This is a genomic window from Streptomyces sp. 135, assembly GCF_020026305.1.
In the GTDB taxonomy this organism is placed as follows: domain Bacteria; phylum Actinomycetota; class Actinomycetes; order Streptomycetales; family Streptomycetaceae; genus Streptomyces.
Genome location: NZ_CP075691.1, coordinates 4,913,488 through 4,926,757, shown reverse-complemented (window position 1 = coordinate 4,926,757; position 13,270 = coordinate 4,913,488). Strand labels below are relative to the sequence as shown.

Sequence of the window (13,270 nt, the reverse complement as noted above, 5' to 3'; positions counted from 1 at the left end):
CTGAAGGAGTGGCGGTCACCGGTCGACGCCTCCCATCACGGGGTCGATGGACGCGACGGCGACGATGACGTCGGCGACCTGGCCGCCCTCGCACATCGCCGCCATGGCCTGGAGATTGGTGAAGGACGGATCGCGGAAGTGGACCCGGTAGGGGCGGGTGCCGCCGTCGGAGACGACGTGCACGCCCAGTTCGCCCTTGGGTGACTCGACCGCGGTGTACGCCTGTCCGGCCGGCACCCGGAAGCCCTCGGTCACCAGCTTGAAGTGGTGGATCAGGGCCTCCATGGAGGTGCCCATGATCTTCTTGATGTGGTCGAGGGAGTTGCCGAGACCGTCCGGGCCGAGCGCCAGCTGTGCGGGCCAGGCGATCTTCTTGTCGGCGACCATCACCGCTCCCGGCCGCAGCCGGTCCAGGCACTGCTCGACGATGCGCAGCGACTGGCGCATCTCTTCGAGGCGGATCAGGAAGCGGCCGTAGGAGTCGCAGGTGTCCGCGGTCGGGATGTCGAACTCGTAGTTCTCGTAGCCGCAGTAGGGCTGGGACTTGCGCAGGTCGTGCGGGAGGCCGGCCGAGCGCAGGACCGGGCCGGTGGCGCCGAGCGCCATGCAGCCGGCGAGGTCGAGATAGCCGACGTCCTGCATACGGGCCTTGAAGATGGGGTTCCCGGTGGCGAGCTTGTCGTACTCGGGAAGGTTCTTCTTCATCTTCTTCACGAACTCGCGGATCTGGTCCACCGCGCCCGGCGGCAGGTCCTGGGCGAGTCCGCCGGGCCGGATGTACGCGTGGTTCATCCGCAGGCCGGTGATGAGTTCGTAGATGTCGAGAATGAGTTCACGATCACGGAATCCGTAGATCATGATCGTGGTCGCGCCGAGCTCCATGCCGCCGGTGGCGATGCACACCAGGTGCGAGGAGAGGCGGTTGAGCTCCATGAGGAGCACGCGGATGACCGAGGCGCGGTCGGGGATCTGGTCCTCGATGCCGAGGAGCTTCTCGACCCCGAGGCAGTACGCCGTCTCGTTGAAGAACGGCGTCAGGTAGTCCATCCGCGTGACGAACGTCGTGCCCTGCGTCCACGTGCGGTATTCGAGGTTCTTCTCGATGCCCGTGTGCAGATAGCCGATGCCGCAGCGGGCCTCGGAGACGGTCTCGCCCTCGATCTCCAGGATGAGGCGGAGCACGCCGTGCGTGGAGGGGTGCTGTGGCCCCATGTTGACGATGATGCGCTCGTCGTCGGCCTTGGCCGCGGACTGGACGACTTCGTCCCAGTCCCCGCCGGTGACCGTATATACGGTCCCCTCGGTCGTCTCCCGAGCGGAAGCATGTGAAGCAGACATCAGCTGTACGACCTCCGCTGGTCCGGAGCCGGGATCTGGGCGCCCTTGTACTCGACGGGGATGCCGCCGAGGGGGTAGTCCTTGCGCTGCGGGAAGCCCTGCCAGTCGTCCGGCATCATGATCCGCGTCAGGGCCGGGTGACCGTCGAAGATCAGCCCGAAGAAGTCGTACGTCTCGCGCTCGTGCCAGTCGTTCGTCGGATAGACGGAGACCAGCGAGGGGACGTGCGGATCGGCGTCGGGGGCGCTGACTTCGAGCCGGATCAGCCGGTTGTGGGTGATCGAGCGCAGGTGGTAGACGGCGTGCAGCTCGCGGCCCTTGTCCTCGAGGAAGTGCACGCCGGAGACGCCCGTGCAGAGCTCGAAGCGCAGAGCCGGGTCGTCGCGCAGCGTCTGGGCGACGCGGACGAGGTGTTCGCGCGCGATGTGGAAGGTCAGCTCGCCGCGGTCGACGACCGTCTTCTCGATCGCGTTCTCCGGGAGCAGGCCCTGTTCCTCCAGGGCCCCTTCCAGTTCGTCCGCGACTTCGTCGAACCAGCCGCCGTAGGGGCGCGCGGTGGCGCCGGGCAGCGCGACGGTCCGGACGAGCCCGCCGTAGCCGGAGGTGTCCCCGCCGTTCTCGGCGCCGAACATGCCCTTGCGTACGCGGATGACGTCGCCGGCCGCCTCGCGCGGGACGGGCACGCCGTTGCCATTGCCGTTCAGGTTCTCGCTCTGCGAGTCGTGCGTGTCGCTCACCGCAGCAGCCCCTTCATCTCGATGGTGGGGAGCGCCTTCAGGGCCGCTTCCTCCGCCTCGCGGGCCGCTTCTTCCGCGTTCACGCCGAGCTTGGAGCCCTGGATCTTCTGGTGGAGCTTGAGAATCGCGTCCATCAGCATCTCGGGCCGCGGCGGGCAACCAGGCAAATAGATGTCAACGGGGACGACATGGTCCACACCCTGCACAATCGCGTAATTGTTGAACATCCCACCCGATGATGCGCAAACTCCCATGGAGATCACCCACTTGGGGTTGGGCATCTGGTCGTAGACCTGTCGCAGCACCGGCGCCATCTTCTGGCTCACCCGGCCGGCCACGATCATCAGATCCGCCTGGCGCGGTGAGCCGCGGAAGACCTCCATGCCGAAGCGCGCCAGGTCGTACCGCCCCGCACCCGTCGTCATCATCTCGATGGCGCAGCACGCGAGGCCGAACGTGGCGGGGAAGACGGATGACTTGCGCACCCAGCCCGCGGCTTGTTCGACGGTGGTCAGCAGAAAACCGCTCGGCAGTTTCTCTTCGAGTCCCATGCTCTTTGGCCCCTCAGACCTTTAGTCCCATTCCAGGCCGCCACGCCGCCATACGTACGCGTACGCGACGAAGACGGTGAGCACGAAGAGCAGCATCTCCACGAGCCCGAAAATCCCCAGCGCGTCGAAGGTGACGGCCCAGGGGTAGAGGAAGACGATCTCGATGTCGAAGACGATGAAGAGCATCGCCGTCAGGTAGTACTTGATGGGGAATCGCCCACCACCGGCCGGCGTCGGCGTCGGCTCGATACCGCACTCATAGGCCTCTAGCTTCGCGCGGTTGTACCGCTTTGGACCGATAAGCGTGGCCATGACCACGGAGAAGATCGCAAAGCCTGCCCCGAGGGCTCCCAGCACGAGGATGGGCGCATAGGCGTTCACGCTCCTCGCTCCTCTCAGTCGGCACTGACTGTTGGCGGTTACGTCGGACGAGCCCCGGCTCCCGTTGAAGATCACTTACATGTGAAGCAGGTCACAAGCCCAACTGCACCGCATCTTATGCCCGGCGGTCTGTGATCTGCGACACGGGGTGCGACAACGGCTTTGTGATCTCCACCACCTGACGAAGGATCATGAAGTCGGATGAGCGGTGATCTACGTACGCGAAGCGCCTGAGTGATCACCAGAGGTGACATCTCGGCGCGTCACCGCTGGTCGAAGGGGTGGCGCTCTATCAAGAGGTGGCCACCGCAAGCAAATTGGCGCTGGACCGGATCACTTGATAAGGCACCCCGTTCACACTTTGGCGGCAGAGATGTGGACAGGTGTGGACGCGTGCACCGATTCACGAGCGCGGTCGGCGCGTCGCGATCGCACCCGGTCGGCGGCGCCCGCAGGCGACGCGCCCCCGACGGACCCGGAAAATGGTTCGGGATTCACCCGAAGGGCAGCCGAGAAGTACGGGAGATCTCAGGGAGGTCTCAGCGAGATCTCAGAGAGATCCCCGAGGGGGCCCATCTGTGACCTGCGCCACACCCACCCCACCCCCCAATCAACCGGGCTTGGCCAACTGCCTCAACCGGTGGTAGTCCGCGGGCAATTCGGGCGTATCTCAGAAAACCCATGATCACAGGCGTGATCGACCGTGTCCGCATTGCCCGTTACGGCGTCAATAAAGAGCGACACGCCCGGGATTCGGGCCGCGGAACGGCAACTGTGGCGCACCACACGTTTCTTGAAGGGAACCGCGAGTCCCTGATAGCGGTTGTTCTCATGTCCCACACCGCTCACATACCCAGCCACCGGAAGCCCCGTCGCAGCGCCTCCAAGATCGCCCTGCGCGCAGGAGTTGCCGGTGGCGTCCTCAGCACCCTGGCAGTGGCCGCGGCGGCCGGTACGGCGAACGCGGCCGAGCCGGTGTCCGAGACCATCGAAATGCCCACCCTGACCGCTGATCTGTCCGCACAGATCGCGCAGTCGGCGGACGCCACCCAGCAGGCCGCCGACTCCTACGAGTCGCGCGCCGAGCAGGACGCCGCCGCCGCCAAGGCCGCCAAGCAGGCCAAGGAAGACCAGGCGAAGGCCGAGAAGAAGGCCGAGGCCGAGCGCAAGGCGAAGGCCGCCGCGGCCAAGAAGGCCGAGGAGGAGCGCGCCTCCCGTGCCACCGAGCGCACGACGCTCTCCACCCAGTCGACGTCCGGTTCCGGCGCCACCGCCTCCGCCTCCGACTCGGTCGCCCCGGCCAGCGGCAGCGTCGGCACGGTCATCAGCTTCCTCAAGGCGCAGCTCGGCGACGCCTACGTGATGGGTGCCTCGGGCCCGAACGCCTGGGACTGCTCCAGCCTCGTGCAGGCCGCGTTCAAGCAGGCGGGCGTGGACCTTCCGCGCGTCTCGCAGGACCAGTCGGTCGCCGGTACGCCGGTCTCGCTCTCCAACATCCAGGTGGGCGACATCCTTTACTGGGGTGGCGCCGGTTCCGCGTACCACGTCGGTGTGTACATCGGTAACGGCCAGTACCTGGACGCCGCCAACCCCAGCAAGGGCGTTGTCATCCAGGACCTGTCGGGTTACCCGGCCTCGGGCGCCGTGCGCGTCCTCTGACGGCCCCTTAGAGCGACGCACCAAGGGCCGGAACCCCCGGGTGGGGTTCCGGCCCTTGGCGTGCCCTCGGGCGGCCGTACAGCCGTTCCAGAGGCGAACGGCTAGTTGCTCTTCGGCGACAGCTCCGCCATCCGCGACCAGTCGTCGCCCTCGATCTCCGTGTTGATGATCTGCGGGACCTCGGCGATGGCCTCGGCCATCGTCTCCATGCCGGCCTTGAAGTGGTCGGAGTTCACGTGCGCGGCGCCCGCCTCGGATGAGGCGAACGCCTCCAGGAGCACGAACTGGTTCGGATCGTCGACGCTGCGCGACCACTCGTAGAAGAGGTTGCCGGGCTCGGCGCGCGTGGCCCGGGTGAACTCGGCGGTCCGCTCCAGCCAGGTGTCGGCGTGCTCGGGGCGGACGGTGAACTTGACGGCGATGAAAATCATGGGGCCAGCGTGCCTCGTGTCCGACACTACGGCCAAATCAGACCTCGCGGACGCGGACGGCACCGCTCCCCTGCCCGCGCCGCGTCCCGCCCCGCGCCCCGGTCTCACGCCTTCGGCGCCACCTTGCTCAGGCCGTTGATGATGCGGTCCATCGCGTCGCCGCCCGTCGGGTCGGTGAGGTTCGCCAGCATCTTCAGCGTGAACTTCATCAGGATGGGATGGGTCAGACCGCGCTGCGTCGCGATCTTCATGACCTTCGGGTTGCCGATGAGCTTCACGAAGGCGCGGCCCAGCGTGTAGTAGCCGCCGTAGACGTCCTTGAGGGTCTGCGGGTAGTTCTGGAGCGCCCGTTCCCGCTGGGCGGGGGTGGCACGCGCGTGTGCCTGCACGATGACGTCGGCCGCGATCTGGCCGGACTCCATGGCGTACGCGATGCCCTCGCCGTTGAACGGGTTGACCAGGCCGCCCGCGTCACCCACCAGGAGCAGGCCCTTGGTGTAGTGCGGCTGGCGGTTGAAGGCCATCGGCAGGGCGGCGCCGCGGATGGGCATCGTCATGTTCTCCGGGGTGTACCCCCAGTCCTCCGGCATCGAGGCGCACCACGCCTTGAGGACCTCGCGCCAGTCGAGCTCGCGGAAGGCCTTGGAGGAGTTGAGGATGCCGAGGCCGACGTTGGAGGTGCCGTCGCCCATGCCGAAGATCCAGCCGTAGCCGGGCAGGAGCCGGTCCTCGCCGGGTCCGCGGCGGTCCCACAGCTCCAGCCAGGACTCCAGGTAGTCGTCGTCGTGGCGGGGCGAGGTGAAGTACGTCCGCACGGCCACGCCCATCGGCCGGTCCTCGCGGCGGTGCAGGCCCATGGCGAGCGAGATCCGCGAGGAGTTGCCGTCGGCCGCGACGACCAGCGGGGCGTGGAAGGTGACCGGGGTCTTCTCCTCGCCGAGCTTGGCGTGCACGCCGGTGATGCGGCCGGTGCGGTCGTCGATGACCGGCTCCCCCACGTTGCACCGCTCGTACAGCCGCGCGCCCGCCTTCTGCGCCTGCCGGGCGAGCTGCTCGTCGAAGTCGTCGCGCTTCCGTACGAGGCCGTAGTCGGGGTAGGAGGCGAGTTCGGGCCAGTCCAGTTGGAGCCGCATGCCGCCGCCGATGATGCGCAGGCCCTTGTTCCGCAGCCAGCCCGCCTCTTCGGAGATGTCGATGCCCATGGACACGAGCTGCTTGGTGGCGCGCGGGGTGAGCCCGTCGCCGCAGACCTTCTCGCGCGGGAAGGCGGTCTTCTCCAGGAGGAGGACGTCGAGTCCGGCCTTCGCCAGGTAGTACGCCGTCGTCGAACCGGCGGGCCCGGCTCCGACGACGATGACGTCCGCTGAGTGTTCGGAGAGGGGCTCGGTCACGGCGGGTTCTCCCCAGGGCTCGAAATCTATGTGCCGACCGGCACGGGATATGGGCAGTCTATGAGGCGGTACTCACCAGCCAGCCGAAGGGCCACTTGTGACCGAGCAGACCGAGACCCTGCCCGCCTTGCACCTCCCCGAGGTGCGGCTGCGCGTCCCCACCCATGAGGACGCCTTCGCCTGGCACCGGCTCTTCCGCGACCGCGAGGTGATGGAGTTCCTCGGGGGCGTGCCCGCGGAGCTGTCCGTGTACGAGGAGCTGACCGCGCGGCAGCGCAGACACGACGCCGAACTGGGGTTCTGTTTCTGGACCTTGCTGGACGGGACCGGGGAGCCGGTCGGCTTCGCGGGCGCCCAGCCCTGGACCCGCCCCTGGGGCCCGACCGGCGAGATCGAGATCGGCTGGCGGCTGGGGCGCGCGGCCTGGGGCAAGGGGTACGCGACCGCCGCCGCCCACGCCACGCTGGAGCGGCTGCGGGCGGCGGGAGTACCGAGCGTGGTGGCGATGGTCGCCGCCGGGAACGAGCGCTCCGTCGCGGTGACCCGGCGGCTCGGCATGGAGCTCGGCGAGACGTTCACGATGCCGGGGGCGGGCGCGGAGGAGCGGCGCGCGGCGTACTGCTTCCGGCTCGCCCTGTAGAGCGCGCGCGGGGACCCCTCCCGGTGACGGGTCCCCCGCTCCTCGGCCTCAGTCCGTGAGCCGCCAGGTCTTCAGCGCGGTCCGGTGCGTCTTCGCGCCCTCGCCCGCGGGCCAGAAGTCCTCGCGCCAGGAGAGCTGGATGGCGTACTCGGTGCCGTCCTCTGCGATGTAGCTCTGGTTGACGGCGTGGATCGTGCGGTCCGCCTCGTCGGTGTACGTGTACTCCCAGATCGCGCCGTCCTGCCCCTGGAAGGTGTTCCGCTCCATCCGGATCCGCTGGTAGTCCGACTTGTCCGGGGCGGACTTGGTGTGCTTCTCGATGTTCGTGAAGTTCTCGTACGAGGTGTAGGGCGCGTCCCTCACGACGCCGACGAGGAACTCCTCCCGCCCGGTCGACCCCGCGTACGTGATCTGTCCGGGCCGCTCCGGGTCCACGGACTGCCGCGTCCATCCCTCGGGGACGGCGAAGGAGAACCCCTCGGAGTCCGTCACCCGCTCGGAGCCCTTGGGGATCTCGGTCCCGTCGGTCCCGCCGGCGGGGTTCGCGCTGTCGCTCGGCTCCTGGTCCGGCGTGGTCGGCGAAGTGGACCGGCCCGGCTCCTGGCTCGGCTCCTCGGACCGGCTGACGGAGGGCTTGTCGTCCTTTCCGGCGTTGTCCGCCTTACCGCCGTCGTTGTCCTGCCAGACCAGCACGCCGGCCGTCGCGCCACCGCCGATGAGGAAGGCCCCGGCGAGCGTGGCCACCCAGACTCCGGCCCGGCCGCGCGGCTTGGCGGCGGCGGGGGGCTGCGGGGCGAGCTGGACGGCGTGGGGGCCGTACGTGTGGACGGGCGTGCCCGGGGCGGGAGGCGTGGCGGGGCCGGTGGGTGCCGACTGCGTGACCAGCGCGGCGGCTTCGGAGGCAGCCGTTCCGGCCGGGGCCCCCGGAACCGGTGGCACCGCCGGTGCGTACGCGGGCGCCGCGGGGGCACCGCTCTGCCCCGACATCCGCAGCAGGTACGGCCCGAGCAGCGCGGCGGGGAAGATCCACAGCAGTCCGAAGAGCAGCACCTCCGGGACGCTGAGCCCGATCTCCATGCCGCCGTTGCCACCGGCCCCGCCGAATCCCGACTCGCCGGTGACCGCGCCGGACGCCTCGACGCCGAGACCGCCTGCCGCGGCGAGCAGCAGGACGAGCCCGAAAAAGACGCCCGCGCACAGGAGTTGCTCTCCCCGGCTCGCGCAGCGCCGCGCGGCGAGGACGCCGAGCGTCAGCGCGCAGACGAGGCCGAGCGCCAACGCGCCCACGATCGCCCAGTCGTTGGTGACGTCGCCCAGTTCGGAGAGACCGAAGGTCTCGCTCTCGGACCGGCCGCCGTACAGCGAGCCGCTGCCTCGCACGGAGGCCTCGACCCCCGCGCCCCAGCTGATGCCGAGCGCCGCGACCGCGAGGTTCGGCAGGATGAGCAGCGCGACCAGGAGCGGCGAGACGCCGTCGTCGTCGAGGTCGGAGACCTCGGCCAGGTCGTCGACCTGCGCCAGGCTGACGAAGGCGACGACCGCGCAGAGCACGAGGACGACGGCCAGGGCCCGCAGCGCGGTGCCCACGGCCCGGAAGGCGGCCTGCACGCCGGGCCGCGCGGCGACCTGGAGCGGGTCTGCGCGGTGCAGCACCCCGTAGGAGACGACGAGCGCGATGCCCAGTGCGCCGAGCGCGGCGAGCACCGGGGACGACGACAGTTCGACGCCCTCGATCTCGGGCTGCGCGAAGAGGGACAGCGCCAGGACGCCCGCGGTCGCCAGCAGCGAGACCCGTACGGCCGCTTCCAGCCCGGCCGTGCCGCCGCCCTGGTGCCCGTACCCGCGTGCGAGGAGGCGGTTGCGCAGGACGCGTACGCCGATGAGGAGCGCCACGATCCACAGCGCGGTCACGGTGAGCGGGACGATGTGCAGGGAGGCCGTGCCTTCGAGCGTGGCCGCCGAGGAGTCGGAGCCGAGGCCGCCCGAGCCGAGGCCGCCCGTGCCCAGGCCGTCCGAACCCGTGCCGAAGCCGTCGGAATCGCCGAAGGACGGCCGCCGCTGCTCATGGCCCGTCACATCGAAGCCACCGCCCACCGATTGGAGGAGCAGCGCGAGGGCGATCCGCAGCCGGTCGGTGAAGCCGGCGACCGGCTCGTCGCCCTGGCCGTACGACGGGATGGCGAAGGAGAGACCGCCGATCAGGAGCAGCGCGAAGGGCCAGAGCGCGGCCTGCGCGGCTCCGGCCCAGTCGCCGCGGAACGTACGGCCGAAGAAGGCGCCGACGGGAGAGGGGGCGGTGGCCGCGGGGGCCGGTGCCGGGGCCGGGGTGTAGGCGGGCGGGGGCGGAGACGCGGGAGGCCGTGGTTCCGAGGGCGCCTCCGCCGGGGCGGGCGGGGTGTCCGGAACGGGCGGATCCGGGAGGCGTTCCTTCCCGCACTTCATGCAGAAGCGGGCCTCATCTGGGGCTGATGCCCCACAGTGCGGGCAGTACGACGCCATCAAACGCTCCGTCACAGTCCAGGAGTTCACCCACGAGCGGGAAGGACCGACCCTATAAGAACCGCATAAGTTCTGTCGGGGGTCGTAGCAACGGACACATCTTGGCCGGTGGCCGGTTCCCGGTCCGGCCCGGTTCAGCCCTGCTTGAAGCCTCGGTGCAGCGCCACGACGCCGCCCGTGAGGTTCCGCCAGGCCACCTTCGACCAGCCCGCGTCCTTCAGCCGCGCGGCGAGCGCGGGCTGGTCGGGCCAGGAGCGGATCGACTCGGCGAGGTAGACGTACGCGTCGGGGTTGGAGGACACGGCGCGGGCGACCGGCGGCAGGGCCCGCATCAGGTACTCGGTGTAGACGGTCCTGAACGGCGCCCAGGTCGGGCTGGAGAACTCGCAGATCACGACCCGGCCGCCGGGCTTCGTCACGCGGTACAGCTCGCGCAGCGCGAGGTCCGTGTCCTGGATGTTGCGCAGCCCGAAGGAGATGGTGACGGCGTCGAAGGTGTCGTCCTTGAACGGCAGCTTCGTCCCGTCGCCCGCCGTGAACGGCATCCAGGGGTGGCGCTCCTTGCCGACCCGGAGCATGCCGAGCGAGAAGTCGCAGGGCACGACGTACGCGCCGGCCTGCGCGAAGGGCTGGGAGGAGGTGGCGGTGCCCGCGGCGAGGTCCAGGACCTTCTGCGCGGGGCGCGCGTCGACGGCCTTGGCGACCTCCTTGCGCCAGAGGCGGGTCTGGCCGAGGGAGAGCACGTCGTTGGTGAGGTCGTATCGTTCCGCGACGTCGTCGAACATCGTGGCGACTTCGTGGGGCTGCTTGTCCAAGGATGCGCGGGTCACCCGGCCTATTGTGTCAGGCCGGTCTTCTTTATTGGCGGGGGCCTTGGTCGCCCGGGGGTGGTTTTCGCCTGCGGCGGGCTGTCTTCGCGAAGGCGTCTGCCGGGCTGGGGGCGGGGCGGCGGGTGCGGGTGTGTTTTGGGTTGCTCACGCAGTTCCCCGCGCCCCTGACGGGGCCCCTCTTCGTACGGACGTCAACGGGCTCGGTAGACCAAGCGGCCTGCGATGACCGTTGCCACGCAGGTCGACGCGCCCTCGGTCACCAAGGACCGGCGGCTCTGGACGGCGAAGACCGCGAAGCGGGCCGGGGCGCCCGGGGTCAAGGGCGGGAGCAGGATCAAGGGGGTCGGGGAGAGGGACGCGGGGCCCGGGAGCCTCGGCGGGCGTTGGCCCACCGCGAGGCCCGCCCTGCGTACGGCGTCGATGACGGGGCGGGCGCGGAGTTCGCCCGCGACGGCCACCGTGCCGTGGGCCAGCAGCCGCTGCACCCCGCGCCGCGCGCCGGCGCCGACGCGGGAGGGGTCCGCGCGGAAGATCGCCCGGGCGCGCTCCCCGCCGATGGGCTCCGTGCCCAGGCGGTCGGCCTCGCGCGGATCGGGGTGGTACGTGGCCTCCAGGAGCTCGGGGCCGTACGGGTTGAGCAGCCCGGGGGTCAGGATGCCGGGCCAGCGGCGGACGCGGGCCGCCGGGTGTGCCGCCGCCAGCTCGTCGTACGGGCCGACGGCGGCGACGACCGCCCCGTCGGCCAGGACCGCCGCCTCCGGAGAGTGCTCGGCGACGTGAAGGGTGAGCAACAGGGCCTCAGTTCGTGGCGAGGAGCTTCAGCTCGGGGTGTGCCGTGCCGCCCTCGATCGCGGTGGACGAGATGTGCGAGGCGACGCGGTCGTCGACCGGGTCGTTCGCCGGGTCGTCGTGCACCACGAGGTGCTCGTACGTCGTGGCGCGCTGGGCCGGCACGCGGTCCGCCGTACGGATCATCTCGATCATCTCGCGGAGGTTCGAGCGGTGCTTGGCGCCGGCCGAGGAGACCACGTTCTCCTCCAGCATCACCGAGCCGAGGTCGTCCGCGCCGTAGTGCAGCGTCAGCTGGCCCGCCTCCTTGCCGGTGGTCAGCCAGGAGCCCTGGATGTGCGCGACGTTGTCGAGGAAGATCCGCGCGATCGCGATCATGCGGATGTACTCGAAGATCGTCGCCTGCGTGCGGCCCTTGAGGTGGTTGTTCTCGGGCTGGTACGTGTACGGGATGAAGGCCCGGAAGCCTCCGGTCCGGTCCTGCACGTCGCGGATCATCCGCAGGTGCTCGATGCGCTCGGCGTTGGTCTCGCCCGTGCCCATGAGCATGGTGGACGTGGACTCCACGCCGAGGTTGTGCGCCGTCTCCATGATCTCCAGCCAGCGCTCGCCGCTCTCCTTGAGCGGGGCGATGGCCTTGCGCGGGCGGGCCGGGAGCAGCTCGGCGCCCGCTCCCGCGAAGGAGTCGAGGCCCGCGGCGTTGATGCGCTGGATGGCCTCCTCCACCGACACCTTGGAGATGCGGGCCATGTGCTCGACCTCGGACGCGCCGAGGGAGTGGATGACCAGCTGCGGGAAGTTCTTCTTGATGGCGGAGAAGTGCTCTTCGTAGTACTCGACGCCGTAGTCCGGGTGGTGCCCGCCCTGGAACATGATCTGGGTGCCGCCCAGTTCGACGGTCTCCGCGCAGCGGCGCAGGATGTCGTCGAGGTCGCGGCTCCAGCCCTTCTTGGTGTCCTTGGGGGCGGCGTAGAAGGCGCAGAACTTGCACGCCGTCACGCAGACGTTCGTGTAGTTGATGTTGCGCTCGATGATGTACGTCGCGATGTGCTCCGTACCGGCGTAGCGCCGGCGGCGGATGGCGTCGGCGGCGGCGCCGAGCGCGTGCAGCGGGGCGTCCCGGTAGAGGACGAGCGCTTCCTCGGGGGTGATCCGCCCACCTGCGGCGGCACGGTCGAGGACGGCTGTGACATCAAACGACGTGAGGTCGGCCTTCTCGGTCACCGGGACGTCCCTTTCGTAAGGGTTGTGGACAGACCAAGCCAGCGTACGCCAGCCCTTCCGGGGCCCTGACGTCAGGCGGTGTACGCCCCGAGCAGCACGCCCGCGAAGGCGCCGCCGAGCAGGAAGGGCCCGAAGGGGATCGCCGTCTTGCGCCCCGCGCGGCGGGCCGCGACGAGCGCGATGCCGTACAGCGAGGCCAGCAGGAACCCGGCGAAGGTGCCGAGCAGCAGCACGCCCCAGCCGTACCAGCCGAGCGCCGCCCCGAGCGCGAGGGCGAGCTTCACGTCACCGAACCCCATGCCGTTGGGGTTGATCAGGAAGAGCACGAAGTACGCCCCGGCCAGCGCGAGCGCCCCGTACAGCGCCCCGGTCCACGAGCCGCCGTGCCCGGGCAGCAGCGCGGCGCCCCCGAGCAGCGCGAGCGCGGCCCCGGCGAGCGGCAGCGTGAGGACGTCCGGCAGCCGGTGCACCCCGAAGTCGACGACGGTCAGGAGGACGCCGACGGGAGCGAGCAGCAGCCAGGCGGCGAGTTCGGGGCGGGGGCCGGTGGTGAGGGCGAGGGCGGCGCAGACGGCCGCGGTGGCCGCGGTGACCAGGGCGGTGCGGGGCCCGTAACGGTCCCCGTGCCCGCACCGCGCGAGCCCGAGCCAGCCGCCGAGGGGGTGCCCCTCAGGACACTCGCCTCGCCAGGTGTCGTCCGGCGGGACGGAGAGGCGGTAGGCGGCGCGGGGCACGAGGGCGCCGGTGAGGGCGCCCCAGAGCGCGCCGCCGAGGGCGAGGAGCACGAGCGAGACGTCCAC

Annotated in this window: 13 protein-coding genes; 2 read left to right on the top strand and 11 right to left on the bottom strand. The window is 70.2% G+C overall.

Translation table 11 applies throughout. The features are described 5' to 3' along the window. Positions 1 to 15: 15 nt before the first annotated feature. Genes KKZ08_RS22260 through KKZ08_RS22245 form a run of 4 tightly spaced genes read right to left on the bottom strand, consistent with a single transcriptional unit; the run spans position 16 to position 3,007 of the window. Positions 16 to 1,338: an NADH-quinone oxidoreductase subunit D gene (locus tag KKZ08_RS22260; protein ID WP_223776138.1), complete on the bottom strand. Its 1,323-nt coding sequence runs from the start codon at positions 1,336 to 1,338 to the stop codon at positions 16 to 18. After that, positions 1,338 to 2,042: an NADH-quinone oxidoreductase subunit C gene (locus KKZ08_RS22255; RefSeq protein ID WP_223779143.1), complete on the bottom strand. Its 705-nt coding sequence runs from the start codon at positions 2,040 to 2,042 to the stop codon at positions 1,338 to 1,340. The genes KKZ08_RS22260 and KKZ08_RS22255 overlap by 1 nt, the downstream gene beginning before the upstream one ends. A 29-nt stretch (positions 2,043 to 2,071) precedes the next feature. Then, complete coding sequence (locus tag KKZ08_RS22250) at positions 2,072 to 2,626, bottom strand: NADH-quinone oxidoreductase subunit B (RefSeq protein WP_031035164.1); 555 nt, start codon at positions 2,624 to 2,626, stop codon at positions 2,072 to 2,074. 21 nt (positions 2,627 to 2,647) lie between these two features. Beyond that, the gene (locus tag KKZ08_RS22245) at positions 2,648 to 3,007 is read right to left on the bottom strand and encodes an NADH-quinone oxidoreductase subunit A (RefSeq protein ID WP_003992243.1); all 360 of its coding nucleotides are present in this window, start codon (positions 3,005 to 3,007) and stop codon (positions 2,648 to 2,650) included. Between the two features lie 831 nt (positions 3,008 to 3,838). Between KKZ08_RS22245 and KKZ08_RS22240 the strand changes: the two genes are divergently transcribed. After that, positions 3,839 to 4,666, top strand: a complete 828-nt coding sequence (locus KKZ08_RS22240) for a C40 family peptidase (protein ID WP_223776137.1) — start codon at positions 3,839 to 3,841, stop codon at positions 4,664 to 4,666. A gap of 101 nt (positions 4,667 to 4,767) precedes the next feature. Here KKZ08_RS22240 and KKZ08_RS22235 read toward each other — a convergent pair whose 3' ends face one another. Next, a complete protein-coding gene (locus KKZ08_RS22235) occupies positions 4,768 to 5,097 on the bottom strand; it encodes a putative quinol monooxygenase (protein ID WP_223776136.1) in 330 nt (109 codons plus the stop codon). A 104-nt stretch (positions 5,098 to 5,201) separates the two neighbouring features. Then, positions 5,202 to 6,488, bottom strand: coding sequence for a geranylgeranyl reductase family protein (locus KKZ08_RS22230; RefSeq protein ID WP_223776135.1), 1,287 nt, complete (start codon positions 6,486 to 6,488; stop codon positions 5,202 to 5,204). A gap of 97 nt (positions 6,489 to 6,585) precedes the next feature. Between KKZ08_RS22230 and KKZ08_RS22225 the strand changes: the two genes are divergently transcribed. After that, positions 6,586 to 7,128 carry a GNAT family N-acetyltransferase gene (locus KKZ08_RS22225; RefSeq protein ID WP_223776134.1) on the top strand — a complete coding sequence of 181 codons (543 nt, stop codon included), beginning with the start codon at positions 6,586 to 6,588 and terminating at the stop codon, positions 7,126 to 7,128. A gap of 48 nt (positions 7,129 to 7,176) precedes the next feature. Here KKZ08_RS22225 and KKZ08_RS22220 read toward each other — a convergent pair whose 3' ends face one another. From KKZ08_RS22220 to KKZ08_RS22200, 5 genes are all read right to left on the bottom strand, one after another. Then, positions 7,177 to 9,627 (bottom strand): zinc-ribbon domain-containing protein, encoded by a 2,451-nt coding sequence (locus tag KKZ08_RS22220; RefSeq protein WP_223776133.1) that lies wholly within the window; start codon positions 9,625 to 9,627, stop codon positions 7,177 to 7,179. A 134-nt stretch (positions 9,628 to 9,761) separates the two neighbouring features. Next, positions 9,762 to 10,457, bottom strand: coding sequence for a demethylmenaquinone methyltransferase (locus KKZ08_RS22215; RefSeq protein WP_223776132.1), 696 nt, complete (start codon positions 10,455 to 10,457; stop codon positions 9,762 to 9,764). Positions 10,458 to 10,648: 191 nt separating this feature from the next. Continuing rightward, complete coding sequence (locus tag KKZ08_RS22210; RefSeq protein ID WP_223776131.1) at positions 10,649 to 11,248, bottom strand: hypothetical protein; 600 nt, start codon at positions 11,246 to 11,248, stop codon at positions 10,649 to 10,651. Between the two features lie 7 nt (positions 11,249 to 11,255). Continuing rightward, the gene (gene mqnC / locus KKZ08_RS22205; RefSeq protein WP_223776130.1) at positions 11,256 to 12,470 is read right to left on the bottom strand and encodes a cyclic dehypoxanthinyl futalosine synthase; all 1,215 of its coding nucleotides are present in this window, start codon (positions 12,468 to 12,470) and stop codon (positions 11,256 to 11,258) included. Between the two features lie 71 nt (positions 12,471 to 12,541). Further along, positions 12,542 to 13,270 (bottom strand): A24 family peptidase, encoded by a 729-nt coding sequence (locus KKZ08_RS22200; RefSeq protein WP_223776129.1) that lies wholly within the window; start codon positions 13,268 to 13,270, stop codon positions 12,542 to 12,544.

Bases quoted from the DNA above. Each gene is read 5' to 3' on its own strand.
- KKZ08_RS22260 (WP_223776138.1), bottom strand. From the start codon at position 1,338: ATGTCTGCTTCACATGCTTCCGCTCGGGAGACGACCGAGGGGACCGTA.
- KKZ08_RS22250 (WP_031035164.1), bottom strand. From the start codon at position 2,626: ATGGGACTCGAAGAGAAACTGCCGAGCGGTTTTCTGCTGACCACCGTC.
- KKZ08_RS22240 (WP_223776137.1), top strand. From the start codon at position 3,839: ATGTCCCACACCGCTCACATACCCAGCCACCGGAAGCCCCGTCGCAGC.
- KKZ08_RS22235 (WP_223776136.1), bottom strand. From the start codon at position 5,097: ATGATTTTCATCGCCGTCAAGTTCACCGTCCGCCCCGAGCACGCCGAC.
- KKZ08_RS22220 (WP_223776133.1), bottom strand. From the start codon at position 9,627: ATGGCGTCGTACTGCCCGCACTGTGGGGCATCAGCCCCAGATGAGGCC.